This is a genomic window from Collinsella sp. An271, assembly GCF_002159695.1.
GTDB lineage: Bacteria > Actinomycetota > Coriobacteriia > Coriobacteriales > Coriobacteriaceae > Collinsella > Collinsella ihumii.
The window spans coordinates 173678-189095 of sequence record NZ_NFJE01000005.1 but is presented as its reverse complement, the minus strand read 5'-3'; the positions used below and the strand labels follow the sequence as shown (position 1 = coordinate 189095).

The window sequence follows — 15418 nt, the reverse complement described above, 5'->3', positions numbered from 1 at the left end:
TGTCCCCATCCAAAACGTACCGGCCCCGCGGCGTCTACCAGTTTTCGAGCCACCGCTCCATCGAGCGGCCCATCTCCTTCATGAAGTCCGAGGTGTGCTTGCGGGTGTAGATGTCGACCACCCGCTCCCCCGCCTCCTGCGCATGGGGGCGGAACATCGCATCCATCTCCGCTATCTGCGCATTGAGCGTCGCCTCGTCCGCACGACGATAGCGCTCGGACATGACGATGTTCTCGACGGGATGGGGCGTCGCGGGACGCTCTTTTGCGGGAACGCCCAAGATGAGCATGCTGAGCGGCACCGTATGCTCCGGCAACCCGAGCAGCTCGCCCACCTCCTCGGCATTCTCGACGATATCGCCGATATAGCAGCTTCCCAGGCCAACCGCCTCGGCAGCGATCACCGCGTTTTGCGCGGCGATGACCGCATCTTGCGCCGCGATGGCAAACTCCCCCAGGCCCGGGGTCCGACGAGGCTGCTTGCCTGTGCGCTCGACGAACGCCTCGTCGAAGCACCCCACGTGCTCGAACAGGTCGATCCACTTGCAATAGTCCACCACGAACACGAGCGCCCACGGAGCCTGCGCGATCATGGGCTGATGGTCGCAAAGCTCCGCCAGCCGGTCGCGCGTCGCCTGCTCGCGGATGTCGATAATGGAGTACATCATCATCGCGCCCGCCGAGGAGGCGCGCGTCGCGGCGTGCAGGACCGCCTCGCTCTGGGCGTCGGAAACGGGCTCGGGCGCGAATCGACGCGTTGAGCTGCGCCGCTCGATGACATCGAGCACGGCGTTATTCCAGGCAGGGGTCATGTCGCTCATAGGCACATCCTCCATCATCTACGGGCGGACCATTCACGCGTACAACCGAGCATGCACGCGTGTATTCCAGCTGTTTTCTCATCCTAACTGTGCGGTCCTTGTCGAGTCGATACAATCTCGACAATCGTTCTGTACCATTGGTTCTTGCAGCATCAAGACGATGTCACCTTTTGGTTAAGAATCTTTGGGCCGCCTGGCCCATAAAGGAGTTTTCCGCCATGGTCGTAACGATCATCACGTGTCTAGGCCTTGCCGGTACGGTGACCTCTGCAGCCCTCGCCGTGCGTCGCGCCCGCTCCGGGCAAGGATCCATCTCCCCCTATGCCATCGCATGGGGCATAGCGTTCGCCCTGCTCCAGGCCTTTATCGCCATCTGGTCGGGCATCGGGCTCGTTCAGGATGACCTGCTCTCCGCACTCGTGCTGAACATCATCCTGACCGGATGCGCGACCGCCGCCTTCAACCGCGAGCAGCTTGCATCCCGCCTGCAAGACCTGACGTCCCCGACCGGGCGCTTCCCCCACCCCCTCGTGCTCTCCATCGCGTTCATGCTGCTTGCGAGTACCGCCGCCACGCTCGGGCTCGAGCTTTCATCGAACCACGATCTGACCTGGATGTATCCGCTGTGCCTGCTGCTTGAGTTCGGCCTGATCGCCGGCGTTCTCACGGGCCTCTTCTTGGTGCTCCAGCGCCGCGGTGCCGCAAGCGCCGCCCTCGCGCTCATCCTCTATATCATCGGCGTCGCCGAGTACTTCGTCATCACCTTCAAGTCCATGCCCATCACGCCGGGCGACCTGTCCGCCCTTTCGACCGCGGCGGCTGTGGCGGGGACGGGTTACACCTACACGCTGTCCGCGTTCTGCCTGTATGCTCTCGCATGCGCCGCGATCGCCATGGTGCTCGCCATGCTTGCCGGGACCCTGCGTCCCGCCCCCGAGGCCCGTTCGCGCAAGGGCCTCATCATCAACCTGCTTGTCGGCCTGCTTCTTATCGGCGGGGTCGGTGCGCACGTCACCCTTATCGACTACTACCACACCCTCGGCATCACGATCTACACGTGGCGCCCGCTCGAGAGCTACTACCGCCAGGGATTTTTGCCCGCCTTCATCTCGGGCGCCCAGACCATCAACCCGCCCAAGCCCGACGATTACAGCGTCGATGCGGCCGAGGCCCTCATCGATGAGTACGCGCGCGCCTACGATGAGCAGAACGCGACCAACGAGAACCGCGCCGCGGCCGAGGCCCAGTTCGATGAGGAGGAGCCCACGGTCATCGCCATCATGAACGAGACGTTCGCCGATTTGTCCATCTACCAGCAGATGCACGCGGACTACACCGGTCCCGAGTTCTTCAAGAGCCTGTCGGACTGCCTGCAGCGCGGCAAGCTCTACGTCTCGGCGTACGGCGGCGGCACCGCCAACACCGAGTACGAGTTCCTGACCGGAAACTCAATGTCCAACCTCGGCACGGGCGTGTACCCCTACACCATCTACAACCTCATGGACGCCGAGAACCTCGCTGGTCAGTTCAAGGACCTCGGGTACGACACGGTGGCGATGCACCCCAACCATGCAACGAACTGGAACCGCGAGAACGTCTACGAGGACTTCGGGTTCGACGATTTCCTGGCCATCGAGGACTTCCAAGATGCCGAGACGCTGCGCGGCATGGTCACCGACCGCGCCACGTACGACAAGATTCTCGAGCTGCTCGATACCAACAACAACCCGCAGTTCATCTTCGACGTGACGATGCAGAACCACTCCGGCTACAACACCGGCCTCATTCCTGTCGACAAGCGCGTCGAGCTGAGCATCGACGGCATGTCCGACTCCGAGATCAACGAGTACGTCTCGCTGATCAAGGAATCCGACGAGGCCCTGCGCTACTTCATCCGCCAGCTGGAGCGGCTTGACCGCAAGGTCGTCGTGGTGTTCTTCGGCGACCACCAGCCCTTCTTCCCCTCGCGCTTCAACGACCTGTGGTTCACCGACGAGGACGAGGCGACGCATCAGGAGCGCCTGTGGCAGACCGACTACCTCATCTGGGCCAACTACGACGTGGCGGGCAACGACCAGACGAGCGAGACGGTCGACCTGTCTACCAACTACCTGGGCTCCGCTCTCATGAACGTCATCGGCGCGCCGCTCAGCGATTACCAGAAGTCGCTCATCAGCCTGCGCGAGGCGCTGCCCGCCATCAACACCACGGGCTTTGAGGACGCCGACGGCCGCTGGTACCTCTCGAGCGTCACCGACGCAGGCGGAAACGCCACGCTGGAGGAAGCCGTTCAGGCCCGCAGCGACTACGCGACGATGCAGTACTACGAGATGTTCTACGACGGCAAGAACATCTACACGACGCGATACCAATCGGCAGCAAACGAGACCGATCCGAACCTCGCACCGGGAACGACCAAGATCCAGTAGCCAGTCATCATAAAGCGCGCGCCCCTGTTTTCCATCGAGAACAGGGGCGCGCGCTTTTTCACCGGTGCGCACAGGAAGGCGCCGCGGCACGCGGGGGTATCCGCAGCTACCTGATGTCCAGAGCGTCCAGCATCGCGTCGGCGATCCTTTGCGCATCGCTCGCATCGGGGTGGCTTGCCGCGGCGTCGAAATTGTCGATCATCGCCTGCACGCGCTGGTCACCGGGCTTCTCCGCCAGCATGGCCTCATAGCGCTTGCGAATCGCCGGGCCCATCTTCCCCTGACACATGGCGCCGCCCAGATACGCCGCGCCTTCGGGCAGCTTTGCCTTCACGCCGGCAAGGATCCGCTCGAAATACTCGGGTGCGCCGCCGAATCCGGCCGTGCCGAACAGGAAGACCTGCTTGCCAGACAACTCGGGCAAAAGCGCCGACACCTCCTCGGAACAGGTTCCCTTGTCACACCAGAAGCCCAGCAGCACCACATCGGCAGGCTTGATCGCCGAGCGCGCACCATCGAGGTCGGCGGCGGTGATCTCGCACGCTTCCGCCTCGATACCATGCTGAGCCAGCGCATCCCTCAGCGCCTCGGCGACCATCTTGGTGTTGCCCCCACGGCTGTTGTAGAGCAGCGCGACGTTCCTCTTGTCCACGTCCCTCTCCCTGTCACTCGTCATGAAACCGTAATCACCCCGCTCTATACCCCAGCTCGGCGTCGGATAACCGCACGGCGCGCATATCAACCGTGCGATACACCCACCGCACGCATACGCGGGCCTCCGGATCAACCGGAGGCCCGCGCACATGAAAGGGATCGGGTGATGCTAGTTCGCCTTGTTCAGCACGTCGGCGATCCATGCCACGTCGTCGGTGGTCTTCATCTTCTCGAGCACGCTCTCGTCCTCGATGGCCTTGCAGATGGCGGCCAGCACCTCCAGATGCTCGTTGCCCTTGCCGGCGATGCCAAAGAGCAGATACGCCTTCTCGCCATCGAAGTCCACGCCGTCGGGATACTGCTGCAGGACCACGCCGGTATGCTTCACCGCATCCTTGGCCTCGTTCGTGCCGTGCGGGATCGCCACGCCCATGCCCATGTAGACGCTGGTCAGCTTGTCGCGCTCGACCATGGCATCCACGTAGCTCGCGTCGACGCAGCCCTTCTCCACGAGCAGCGCGCCGGAAGCCCTAATCGCGTCCTCGCGTGAAAGCGTCTGGCAGCCCACGCGGATGTCGTCGGCCGTCACGCTGAGCACAGGCGCGGACGCCTCGGCCGGCTTGGGCTCTTCCACGAGCGCCGGAGCGGCGACTTCGTCGCTCTTGAGCTCGTGGGCCCGGGTGAGCTTGGTAAGCGCTTCATACAGCGCGTCAAGCGCAGGATCGTCGAGGAAGTTGTCGATGGTCACAATCTGCGCGGTCGGTGCGCTCTTGCGGGCACGCTCGGACAGCACGCGCTGGCACACCACGATGGCCGCGTCGGCGGGAACGGTGTCGACGCTCGAATGCTCAACGGTCAGGTCGGGGCGCTCCGCCTTGATGCGGTTGCGGAACCTGGTGGCGCCCATTGCAGAGGAGCCCATGCCGGCGTCGCACGCGAACACGATCTTGCCGTCCTTCGTGTCCGAGATGACCGCGGCCTCGGAGGTGCCCTTCATCTCGCGCATCTGCTCGCTTGCGCGATCGATATCCGCCACGGCCATGGAACGCACCAGCGGGACGGCGATCGCAAACGACACGCCGGCGGCAATCGCGACTCCGATGATATTGGTGACCATGAACTCAGGCGGCGTCATGGACAAAAATGCAATGATGGAACCAGGAGAAGCCGCAGAGGTCAAGCCGGTGCCGGTGAAGCTGAACCACGCGATGGCGCAGGCGTTGCCCACGATGGGAGCGATGATGACCTTGGGGTTCATGAGCACGTAGGGGAAATAGATCTCGTGGATGCCGCCGAAGAAGTGGATGATGACGGCACCGGGCGCAGACTGGCGCGTCTTCGCGTCGCGGCAGAAGAAGCAGTATGCCAGCAGCACGCCGAGACCGGGGCCGGGGTTGGCCTCAAGCATGTACATGATCGAGCGTCCGGTCTCCTGCGCCTGGGCGATGCCGATGGGCGTGAAGATGCCGTGGTTGATGGCGTTGTTCAGGAACAGCACCTTCGCCGGCTCGATGAAGATCGCGAGCAGCGGCATGAGGCTGTACTGGATCAAAATCTGGACGCCACCCATAAGGACGGTGAGGATCGCCGTCATGATCGGGCCGATGGCGACGTAGCCGAGCATCGCCAGCAGCATGCCGATGATGCCGACCGAGAAGTTGTCGATAAGCATCTCAAAGCCAGCGGGCGTGCGGCCCTCCATCGCCTTGTCGAACATCTTGATGACCCAACCGGCAAACGGGCCCATCACCATGGCGCCCATGAGCATCGTCGTGTCGGGCGCGCCGGCGATGCAGCCAATGACCGCGATGGCACCGGTGATGCGTCCGCGATCTCCTCCGGTGAGATAGCCGCCCTGAGCCGCGATGAGCACGGGGATGAGATAGGAAAGCATCGGTCCCGTAATGCTCGCGAACTGCTCGTTGGGCAACCAGCCCGTCTCGATGAACAGCGCCGTCAGGAAGCCCCAGGCGATAAAGGCGCCGATGTTCGGCATCACCATACCGCTCAGGAACTTTCCGAATGACGACACTTTGTCTTTGATCGCCATCGTGTCCTCCCTTTCGTTTGTGGGTAGCGATTCGATAGCCTGTATCCTATTGTTGTTGTTTCAACAGTTCTGTCTAATCCTTGCTTTTGCACTGTAAACGGTAGTTTTTAGTCGGTTAATGGCAGTTCTGGACTTTTGTTTTCACTATTTTTGACTGTTGTATTGACAAAGTATTTCGCTGATTTAGGCTGTACTTAGCTTTCGAAACAACAGAAATGAGGTTTGCGATGATCTACACCGTTACCTTGAACCCCGCCGTCGACAAGACCATCTACGTCGACAACTTCACCTTGGATGCGGTCAATCGCGTCTCCTCCATCCGCCAGGATGCGGGCGGCAAGGGCATCAACGTCTCCAAGACCATCCAGCAGCTGGGGGGCACGAGCACGGCCGTTGCGTTTTTGGGCGGTGCATCGGGCTCCTTCATCACCTCCGCTCTCGATGAGATGGGCATCCCCGTGCGCGCGTTCGCAGCCGAGGGCGACACACGTACCAATACTAAGGTCGTCGACCTTGTCTCGCACACCTACACCGACATCAACGAGCCAGGTGCCGCAGTCACCAAAGCCATGCTCGACGATGCACTCGCCATCTTGGCGCTCGAGATCAATCCGGGCGATATCGTCGTGCTTTCCGGCAGCCTTCCCGCCGGCGCTCCGACCAAGACCTACGCCACCTGGACGCGCGCCTGCCGCAAGGCCGGGGCTCGCGTCTTCCTCGATGCCGACGGCGAGGCGCTCGTCGAAGGGCTCGCCGCCAAACCGAGCCTCATCAAGCCGAACGAAGTCGAACTCGGCCGTATGCTCGGACGCGAGCTTGCCGACGACGACAGCATCATCGCCGCAGCTCAAGAACTTGTCGACGGCGGCATCGAACAGGTCATGGTCTCCATGGGCAGCGCGGGCGCAATCTTTGTGACCGACAAGGGCGCATACCGGCTGCACCAGCCCGCCGTCGAGGTGATCTCCACCGTCGGCGCCGGAGACTCCGTCGTCGCGGCCCTCGCGTACGCCGCCGACCAGAACCTTCCCCTCGAGCAGGCGGCGCGCCTCTCCATGGCCGTGGGCGCCGCAACCGTCATGCAGCCAGGAACCGAGCCCGCCAAGCGGGACGACATCGATCGCCTGCTGGAGCAGGTGCAGCTCACGCGCCTGTAGCCCCTCATCCACGCCCCATCGGAAATCTCGCGCTGCAATCTGCGGCGCGTCAAGAAAGGAGTAATCATGAAAGCAAAAGCAGTCCGCCTGCACGCGGCCAACGACCTTCGCCTGGAGGAGTTCGAGCTGCCCCCCATCAAGGATGACGAGGTGCTCGTGCGCGTCGTGTCCGACAGTATCTGCATGTCCACCTACAAGTGCGCCACGCTGGGCGTCGACCACAAGCGCGTGCACGAGGACGTGGCCGAGCACCCTGCCATCATGGGTCACGAGTTCGCCGGTGATATCGTCGAGGTGGGTGCCAAGTGGGCCGACCGCTTCAAGCCGGGCATGAAGTTCACCATCCAGCCCGCGCTCAACTACAAGGGCACCATGTGGAGCCCGGGCTACTCGTACGAGTTCTGCGGCGGCGACGCCACCTACTGCATCCTGCCCGCCGAGGTCATGGAGTGCGACTGCCTGCTGGAGTACACCGGCGAGGCGTATTACCAGGCGTCGCTCGCCGAGCCCATGAGCTGCTCCATCGGCGCGTTCCATGCCGCGTACCACACCCAGATGGGCGTGTACGAGCACGAGATGGGCATCCGCGAGGGCGGCAAGCTGGCCATCGTGGCCGGCGCGGGCCCCATGGGCCTGGGCGCGCTCACCTACGCGCTGCACTGCGACCGTCGCCCGAGCCTCGTCGTGGTGGCCGACATCAACCAGGACCGTCTGGACCGCGCCGCCGAGCTCTTTCCGCCTGCGGAGATTAAGGCCGAGACCGGTATCGACCTCATGTTCATCAACAACGGCGCCTGCGATGACCCGGTGGCCACGCTGCGCGAGGCCTCGGGCGGCACGGGCTTCGATGACGTGCTGTGCTACGCGCCGGTCGCTCCGGTCGTCACGCTCTCCTCGGCCATCATGGGCCGCGACGGCTGCCTCAACTTCTTCGCCGGCCCTACCGACAAGCAGTTCAGCGCCCCCATCAATTTCTACGAGGTGCATTACGGCAGCCACCATGTCATGGGCACCACCGGCGGGAACACCGCCGACATGGTGGAGTCGCTGGAGCTCACCGCGGCGGACCGCGTCGATCCGTCCGTCATGGTCACCCACGTGGGCGGTCTGGATGCCGCAGCCGACACCACGCTCAATCTGCCCAAGATCCCGGGCGGCAAGAAGCTCATCTACACGCACATCTCCATGCCGCTGACCGCCCTCGACGACCTGCGCTCCAAGGCCGCAGAGGACGAGCGCTACGCCGGCCTGGCAGACATCGTCGAGGCCAACCGCGGCCTGTGGTGCCCCTCCGCCGAGCGCTACCTGCTCGAGCACTGGGCCGAGACCGAGTAGCACGACGGTTTCTCCTCGGATCCCATCTTTCGGCGACCGTCAGCAGGGGGCGGTCGCCGCTTCTCCCCACCATCAATGCCGCGGGCAGCGCTTTCTGCCCGCGGCATTGATTTCAAACCGGCACGGGATTAATTACTACCGCGCTCTGTTATGATGCATCTCACAGCAACATGCTCAACTTCAAACGGAGAGAATCGCATGGAAGAGCGTCGCAATGCCATCGTAGAGCTCGTCGAAGCCATGGGAACGGTGTCGTTTCGACAGCTGAAGGAAAACTTCCCCAACGTTTCGGAGATGACACTCCGCACCGATCTCAAGGCGCTCGACGCCGAAGGGCGCATCGTCCGCATCCACGGCGGCGCGCGCTCCGTTGAACAGATCATCGGCACCGACGGATTGCTCAGCACGCGAACGGGCAAGAACACCGAAGCCAAGAAGTTCGTTGCCCGCAAGGCCCTCGGACTCGTTCAACCCAACACGAGCATCTTCCTTGATTCGGGCAGCACCACCACAGCATTTGCCGCCGCCCTACCCGACGAAAACGCGTTGATCTTCACCTCGGGACTCACTTGCGCCGCCGAACTTGCGCGCCTTGAGCGCCCGCAGGTCTACGTCATCGGAGGCAAGCTCAACCGCTACAGCATGAGCATCACCGGCAGTCAGAGCGTCGACGCCGTCAAGGAACTGGCGTTTGACCAGTATTTCATGGGCGTGACGGGCTATTCGCCAAAAACCGGGTTCTCCTGCGGCTCAAGCAAGGAGGCGAGCCTCAAGCGCGCGTGCATCGAGCAGGCCGATGAGGTGATCGCCCTCATGGACTCAAGCAAGGTCGGCACCCGCAGTACGTTTTCGGTCTGCGGACTCGAGCGCGTCGATATCATCGTGAGCGACGGCAACCTGCCCGCCGATTTCCTGCAGGCCTGCGCCACCGCAGGCGTCGAGGTTCTGTAGGCCATCGGAGATCTGGCAGCCGTCTGGCTGCGGCAGGAGTATCGCACCCTGATTAAACCTTTTGTCACGATGCAAAAGCGACAGTAGATGAATTTGGTATCAACCTCCGGTTCCGATACCTCAAACGTTGATACCAAATCCAAACAATTGATATAAAGACCCTCTGCACGCGATTCGCCGGAGGACCACGACCGCTCTACCCCTCACTGAACTGGCTGTTGTACAGCTCCGCATAGAAGCCGCCGCGCGCCAGGAGCTCGTCATGCGTGCCGCGCTCCAGAATCTGCCCGTCGCGCATGTAGAGGATGCAGTCCGCGTTGCGGATCGTCGAGAGGCGGTGCGCCACCACGAAGCTCGTACGACCGTCCATCAGCTCGTCGAAGGCCGCTTGGACCTGCAGCTCGGTGCGGGTGTCGATGCTCGAGGTCGCCTCGTCGAGCAGTAGGATGGCAGGGTCGGTCAGCATGACGCGCGCGATGCACAAAAGCTGCTTCTGGCCTGCCGAGAAGGACCCGCCGTCCTCGCCGATCACCGTGTCGTAGCCCTGCGGCAGCTGCGCGATGAACTTGTCGGCATGCGCTCGGCGAGCGGCCGCGATAACCTCCTCGCGCGTGGCATCCGGTTTGCCGTACGCGATGTTGTCGTGAACGGTGCCCTCGAACAGCCACGTATCCTGCAGCACCATGCCGAACGACCTGCGCAGGCTCGCGCGCGTGATGTCGCGCGTCTCGACGCCGTCCAGCTCAATGCGACCGGCATCCACATCGTAAAATCGCAGCAGCAGGTTGATCAGCGTCGTCTTACCGCAGCCTGTCGGACCGACGAGCGCAAACCGCATACCCGGCTTGGCGTCGATGCAAATGTCCTGCAGAAGCTTGCGGTCCTTCACATAGGAGAAATCAACATGGGACAGGCTCACGCCGCCCTGGGGATGGTCGACGACAGCAGCGTCGGCCGCATCGGGCTGCTCCTCGACGGCATCGAGCAGGGCAAACAGACGGCGTGCCGAAGCGTAGGCCGTCTGGACCTGCGTGATGACGCTCGTCACCTCGTTGAACGGCTTGGTGTACTGGTTGGCGTACGACAGAAACGTCTGAACCTCGCCCACCGTCAGCGAAGCCGGCACGCCCGTGATGACGCCGACGCAACCGATAACCGCCACCACCGCATAGATGAGGTTATTGATGAAGCGGGTCCCCGGATTGGAGAGCGAACTTAAGAACTGGGCGCGCTCGCCGGCAACATAGAGCTCGCCGTTGATGGCGTCAAAACCGTCTTGAGCCTCGTCACCATGCGCGAAGGCATCGACCAGGCGCTGATTGCCCACGTATTCCTCGATGTAGCCACCCAGCTGACCCTGCACGCGCTGCTGGTCGTTGAAGCTCCGGTTGGAAAATTTAGCGATCAGCGAAGCTGCGAGCACCGATGCGGGCGTCACGAGCACGACCACGATCGCCATGGGAACCGAGATCGTCAGCATGAACACGAGCGTGCCCACGATGGTCACCACGCCGGTGAACAGCTGCGTGAAACCTTGCAGCAGGCCATCACCCACCTGGTCGACATCGTTGACCACGCGCGAGATGAGGTCGCCGTGCGGGTGCGCATCGATGAACGAAAGCGGCATGCGACCGAGTTTCTCGCTCGCCTGGATGCGCATGTCGCGCACCGTCTCGTAGCAGAGACGGTTCACGCAATAGCCCTGCAGCCATTGGAACGCCGCGGCGCCGATGACGACAAGCGCAAGCACCTGCACCAGCGGCAGCAGCGCATCGAAGTCGACGCGCCCGGTATCGATGATGAGGTCGATACCGCGTCCGATCAAAATGGGCGTATACAGCTGGAGGACCACGGAGATGGCAGCGGAAACGAAGGAGATGGAGAACGAGACCGCATGCGGCCTGACATATGAAAGGAGCCTGCACGTCACCTCGCCGGTCGACAGGCGAACGCCGCCGATCTCACCGCGCGGGGCGCCGCTGCCGTCGGCATTCAGATTATCGTTTCCCGAAACGCTGGCCGTGACCGTGGACACCGATCCGGCAGATGCATACGGATTCATCAGGCCTCACCTCCTGCCAGTTGGGGACGGACGCGCGTCGGGCGGTCGACCGTAGGCGCCGACGTGGGCGCAGCGGAGCCTCCGAGCTCTTCGCGCCTAAGCTGAGACAGGCAGATCTCCTCGTACAGAGGGCAGTTCGCCAGCAGCTCATCATGCGTGCCGAGTCCGGCGACCTGACCGTGCGACATGACGCAGATTACATCGGCGTCGCGCACCGATGAGACGCGCTGGCTCACGATCACCGTCGTGAGCGGCAGGCCGCCCTCGGCGGCGCTGCGCTGCCCGCGCTCGTGTATCGCGTGGCGCAGGGCGGCATCGGTCTTGAAGTCGAGCGCCGATGCGGAGTCGTCGAGAATCAAGATGAGCGGGTCGCCCACCAGGGCGCGCGCGATCGTCAGGCGCTGGCGCTGGCCGCCAGAGAAGTTCTTGCCCCCTGCCTCGACAGGTGCGTCCAGCCCTTGGGGAAGCTTGCGCACGAACTCCGCCGCCTGCGCGATCTCCAGCGCGGCCCACAGCTGATCGTCCGTCGCATGCGCATCGCGCCATGTCAGGTTGCTGCGTATGGTGCCCGAGAGCAACGATGCCCGCTGCGGTACGATGCTGACCACGTGTCGCAGCTGCTTGAGCGGCCATGCGCGCACGTCGGCGCCCATGACCTCGACGGAACCGGAACGCGTATCGTACAGGCGCAGCATCAGCGACACGAGCGTCGACTTGCCCGAACCGGTACCGCCGATCACACCGAGCGTCTTTCCGAGTCCCAGCTCGAGCGTCGCCCGGTCGATCGTGTTCACCTCGGCATCGCCGAATGCAAAGCAGGCGCCATCCATGCGTATCGCACAGGGAGCCTCGCCCGAAGCAACGGCCCCGGAGGTCGGCAGTTCAACCGGCTCGTTGCCCGCGTCGACAATCGACGGCTCGCAATGCAGCACCTCGTTCACACGGGACGCGCTCGCGCTCGCCTTGGTGAACACCACGACGAGGTTCGCCACGTACACGATCGACAGCAGCGTCTGCGTCATGTAGTTCACGAACGCCATGACCTCGCCCTGCGTGAGTTCGCCCGTATCCACCTGGATGCCGCCCATCCACAAGATGGCGCAGACACCGAGATTCATGACGAGGAACGTCACCGGATTGAGGATCGACGACAGCTTGCCGACCGCGATCGCGACGGCCGCCTGATCGTAGGCCGCGTCCCTGAAGCGCTCGCGCTCGTGCTCCTCGCGCACGAACGCGCGGATGACGCGGACGCCTGAAAGCCCTTCGCGCGTAATCAACCCGATGCGGTCGAGCTTGGCCTGCATCTGCTTGAAATACGGCACGCACCGGGCCATGACAATCCAGAACACCAGGCCGATCAAAGGCGTCGAGACCAGGAAGATCAAGCCGAGCTTCAAGTCGATCAACAGCGCCGCGACCATGGAGCCGATCGCCAGAAACGGCCAGCGGATGAGCTGGCGGATGCCCAGCGCCAAAGCGAGCTGGATCTGGTTGATGTCGTTGGTGATACGCGTGATAAGCGACGGGGTGCCAAATCGGTCGAGCTCCGCGTGCGAGAACTCGTTGATGCGACGGTAAAGGCGCGAACGCACCGCCGTTCCCATGCCTTGCGACGCGAGCGCCGCCATCTTCTGGCATACGAGAGTGAATCCCATGCCTACCACGGCCATCACGAACAACAGCACGCCGTAGCGAACGACGACGCCCGCGTCGTGCGAGCCCACGCCCTCGTCGATCATGCGCGCGATCACCAGCGGCGTCAGCAAATCAAAGAAGACCTCGAGCAGCTTGCAGGCGGGACCGATAACGAAATACCGAACATATCCGCCCGAGAAGCGCTTGATTAGCTCCAGCATAGGCATTGTCTCCAAGCGACCGAACAACACGGTTAGGGAAACGCCGATCAATTTCTTTCGCGGCGCCCGCCACGAGGCCGACCGGCGCGAAATGAATTGATCGGCGTTTCCCTCACATCATCATACGCCAGATGCAGGTCGCTCAGATGTACCTCAAGGAAAGCATGACAGGAGCGTGGCCGAATCTTGACCGATCCGAAAAACAAAAAAGCGCCCGTGCGCTCGATGGGAACGGGTGCCCGGCAGAGGCTCCTTATGGCTGCTTCCTCCCGGACCTGACCAGATTCGGAACATATCGTCACCCGAACCCATCGAACGCGCTAGGCGCTGTTGCACTATAGTACCAGACCCCATGCAATTTTGGGGACAGTCCCTAAAATTGCATGCAGGCCCCTGCGTCTACGCCTCGTCGCTAGAAGGTGCGCTCGCCTTCTCTTTCTCGCGTTCCGCCTTGCGCCTTTGGCGTAGAGTGGCGAAGAACTCGCGGAGCAAACCTGCGCATTCGTCTTCCAGCACGCCTTGCGTCACCTCGAACGCATGGTTGAGGCGCGGGTCGTCGTTCACCTGGTATAACGTCCCCGTCGCCCCGCCCTTGGGATCCGGGGCACCGAACACGCAGCGGTCGATGCGCGCGTTGACCATAAGGCCCGCACACATGAGACAGGGCTCGAGCGTAACGTAGACGGTGCAGCCCGTCAGGCGCCAGCGCTTCAGCACCCGGGACGCCTGCAGCATGGCGGCGAATTCGGCGTGAGCCGACGGGTCCCCTGCGGTTTCTCGCAGGTTGTGGGCGCGCGCGATAATCTCGTCTTCATACACCACGACCGCACCGATGGGCACTTCCCCCAAACGCTCCGCCTTGCGCGCCTCCTCCAGAGCCTCGCGCATGTAGCGCTCGTCTGATTCGATTGTGTTCACGCACGTCCTTCCGCCGATCCGCCTTTTCGTTTGATGCTATCATTACCAATCACGGAGAGATGGCAGAGCGGTTGAATGCGGCGGTCTTGAAAACCGTTGAGCGCGCGAGCGTTCCGAGGGTTCGAATCCCTCTCTCTCCGCCATCTTGCCTTTGCACTACCTTCTGAAACCAAATATGGCTAATCCCCGCCATCGGGGTATTCAGCGGTCATGCACCGGTTCATTTCCATGTAAGATAGCGAAGGTTTTCAAGCCGCTTCTACCCTACAAGAGGATTGCCTCATGTCCGCATTGCTTTCCATCGCAACCCCCGCCCTTCTCGCTGCAAACGCCGGCGGAGGAGCTGCTAGCCAGATGGTTCCCGTCCCGATCGGATTCGAGATGCTCGCCGTCGTCACCGCTTCGGCCACCGGAGCGCTTGCCGCGCGCGAGCAGAAACTCGATCTCATCGGAGCCATATGCCTTGCGGTCGTCTGCAGTCTGGGCGGCGGTCTGCTGCGCGACATGATCCTTCAGGTCGGAAGCGTTTACTTCCTCGACCAGCCGCTCGCGCTGCCCGCATCCGTTATCACGGCGGCCATCACTTTCGTCATCCCCTCGCTTTTGGAGAAGCAGGACCGCCTTATCGCGATCCTCGATATCTTCTCCGTGGGACTCTTTGCCGCCACGGGCGCCGATAAGGCGTACGTCTACGGATTCGAGCCGCTTATCTGCGTGACCATGGGGTTTTTCACCGCGGTCGGCGGAGGCATGATTCGCGATGTGTGCCTGGGACGCACGCCCGCAATCTTTCAACCGAGCAATTTCTACGCTGTCGCCGCCATCGCCGGCGCTGTCGCCTACGTGGTCCTTGCGGATATGGGCATCTCCAACATCATCGCGTTGATCATCTGCGTCGCGACGACCATGCTCTTGCGCTTCATCTCGCTCGCCTACGACATCAAGAGCCCGGCCGACATGGACATCGCCGAGGCGATCCATCGGTCACGACGCCGCACGCGCACCACGACGCGCCCCGAAACCACCAACCGCTCCATCGAGGAGCTCGAGGGTCGACGCGAGCGCGTTCAAGCCGATATCGCACGTCGCCGCCATCGCGAAAGCAAGAAAGCGGCCCTCGATCGGCTCAAGCGGCATCGCCAGCAGCGTGAGCAACGGCGTCTCGATCTCTAAACTGACCGTA

11 protein-coding genes, 1 tRNA gene and 1 other RNA gene are annotated in these 15418 nt (G+C 62.7%); 6 read left to right on the top strand and 7 right to left on the bottom strand.

Going from position 1 to position 15418, the window contains the following annotated elements; all coding sequences use genetic code 11:
* Positions 1 to 34 precede the first annotated feature (34 nt).
* On the bottom strand, positions 35 to 820 hold the full coding sequence (locus tag B5F74_RS06375) for a nitroreductase family protein (protein ID WP_087200949.1): 786 nt from the start codon (positions 818 to 820) through the stop codon (positions 35 to 37).
* A 218-nt stretch (positions 821 to 1038) separates the two neighbouring features.
* Between B5F74_RS06375 and B5F74_RS06370 the strand changes: the two genes are divergently transcribed.
* A complete protein-coding gene (locus B5F74_RS06370) occupies positions 1039 to 3249 on the top strand; it encodes an LTA synthase family protein (RefSeq protein WP_087200947.1) in 2211 nt (736 codons plus the stop codon).
* A 106-nt stretch (positions 3250 to 3355) separates the two neighbouring features.
* Here B5F74_RS06370 and bilS read toward each other — a convergent pair whose 3' ends face one another.
* Positions 3356 to 3901: a flavodoxin family protein BilS gene (bilS, locus tag B5F74_RS06365; RefSeq protein WP_239283380.1), complete on the bottom strand. Its 546-nt coding sequence runs from the start codon at positions 3899 to 3901 to the stop codon at positions 3356 to 3358.
* A 171-nt stretch (positions 3902 to 4072) separates the two neighbouring features.
* Positions 4073 to 5953, bottom strand: coding sequence for a PTS mannitol transporter subunit IICBA (locus tag B5F74_RS06360; RefSeq protein ID WP_204212471.1), 1881 nt, complete (start codon positions 5951 to 5953; stop codon positions 4073 to 4075).
* Positions 5954 to 6180: 227 nt separating this feature from the next.
* Between B5F74_RS06360 and pfkB the strand changes: the two genes are divergently transcribed.
* The 3 genes from pfkB to B5F74_RS06345 all read left to right on the top strand — a co-directional run bounded on the left by pfkB (position 6181) and on the right by B5F74_RS06345 (position 9396).
* Positions 6181 to 7110 carry a 1-phosphofructokinase gene (pfkB, locus tag B5F74_RS06355; RefSeq protein WP_087200943.1) on the top strand — a complete coding sequence of 310 codons (930 nt, stop codon included), beginning with the start codon at positions 6181 to 6183 and terminating at the stop codon, positions 7108 to 7110.
* Positions 7111 to 7176: 66 nt separating this feature from the next.
* Positions 7177 to 8445: a zinc-binding dehydrogenase gene (locus B5F74_RS06350; protein ID WP_087200941.1), complete on the top strand. Its 1269-nt coding sequence runs from the start codon at positions 7177 to 7179 to the stop codon at positions 8443 to 8445.
* 198 nt (positions 8446 to 8643) lie between these two features.
* Positions 8644 to 9396 carry a DeoR/GlpR family DNA-binding transcription regulator gene (locus B5F74_RS06345; protein ID WP_087200939.1) on the top strand — a complete coding sequence of 251 codons (753 nt, stop codon included), beginning with the start codon at positions 8644 to 8646 and terminating at the stop codon, positions 9394 to 9396.
* A gap of 196 nt (positions 9397 to 9592) precedes the next feature.
* On the opposite strand, the gene B5F74_RS06340 is transcribed toward B5F74_RS06345, so the two are convergent.
* The 4 genes from B5F74_RS06340 to tadA form a co-directional block, all read right to left on the bottom strand.
* Positions 9593 to 11458, bottom strand: coding sequence for an ABC transporter ATP-binding protein (locus B5F74_RS06340; protein ID WP_204212469.1), 1866 nt, complete (start codon positions 11456 to 11458; stop codon positions 9593 to 9595).
* Positions 11458 to 13317 (bottom strand): ABC transporter ATP-binding protein, encoded by a 1860-nt coding sequence (locus B5F74_RS06335; protein ID WP_087200935.1) that lies wholly within the window; start codon positions 13315 to 13317, stop codon positions 11458 to 11460. Before B5F74_RS06335 ends, B5F74_RS06340 begins: the two co-directional genes overlap by 1 nt.
* 219 nt (positions 13318 to 13536) lie before the next feature.
* An RNA gene (gene ffs, locus B5F74_RS06330) (signal recognition particle sRNA small type) lies at positions 13537 to 13632 on the bottom strand.
* A gap of 84 nt (positions 13633 to 13716) precedes the next feature.
* Positions 13717 to 14235: a tRNA adenosine(34) deaminase TadA gene (gene tadA, locus B5F74_RS06325; protein WP_255375107.1), complete on the bottom strand. Its 519-nt coding sequence runs from the start codon at positions 14233 to 14235 to the stop codon at positions 13717 to 13719.
* A gap of 53 nt (positions 14236 to 14288) precedes the next feature.
* Between tadA and B5F74_RS06320 the strand changes: the two genes are divergently transcribed.
* Positions 14289 to 14378: transfer RNA gene (locus tag B5F74_RS06320), tRNA-Ser, on the top strand.
* Between the two features lie 139 nt (positions 14379 to 14517).
* Positions 14518 to 15408 carry a TRIC cation channel family protein gene (locus tag B5F74_RS06315; RefSeq protein WP_087200933.1) on the top strand — a complete coding sequence of 297 codons (891 nt, stop codon included), beginning with the start codon at positions 14518 to 14520 and terminating at the stop codon, positions 15406 to 15408.
* Positions 15409 to 15418 lie beyond the last annotated feature (10 nt).

Excerpts from the sequence above, each read along its gene's own strand:
- B5F74_RS06375 (WP_087200949.1), bottom strand. The coding sequence starts at position 820 with ATGAGCGACATGACCCCTGCCTGGAATAACGCCGTGCTCGATGTCATC.
- B5F74_RS06370 (WP_087200947.1), top strand. The coding sequence starts at position 1,039 with ATGGTCGTAACGATCATCACGTGTCTAGGCCTTGCCGGTACGGTGACC.
- B5F74_RS06360 (WP_204212471.1), bottom strand. The coding sequence starts at position 5,953 with ATGGCGATCAAAGACAAAGTGTCGTCATTCGGAAAGTTCCTGAGCGGT.
- pfkB (WP_087200943.1), top strand. The coding sequence starts at position 6,181 with ATGATCTACACCGTTACCTTGAACCCCGCCGTCGACAAGACCATCTAC.
- B5F74_RS06350 (WP_087200941.1), top strand. The coding sequence starts at position 7,177 with ATGAAAGCAAAAGCAGTCCGCCTGCACGCGGCCAACGACCTTCGCCTG.
- B5F74_RS06345 (WP_087200939.1), top strand. The coding sequence starts at position 8,644 with ATGGAAGAGCGTCGCAATGCCATCGTAGAGCTCGTCGAAGCCATGGGA.
- B5F74_RS06340 (WP_204212469.1), bottom strand. The coding sequence starts at position 11,458 with ATGAATCCGTATGCATCTGCCGGATCGGTGTCCACGGTCACGGCCAGC.
- B5F74_RS06335 (WP_087200935.1), bottom strand. The coding sequence starts at position 13,317 with ATGCTGGAGCTAATCAAGCGCTTCTCGGGCGGATATGTTCGGTATTTC.
- B5F74_RS06315 (WP_087200933.1), top strand. The coding sequence starts at position 14,518 with ATGTCCGCATTGCTTTCCATCGCAACCCCCGCCCTTCTCGCTGCAAAC.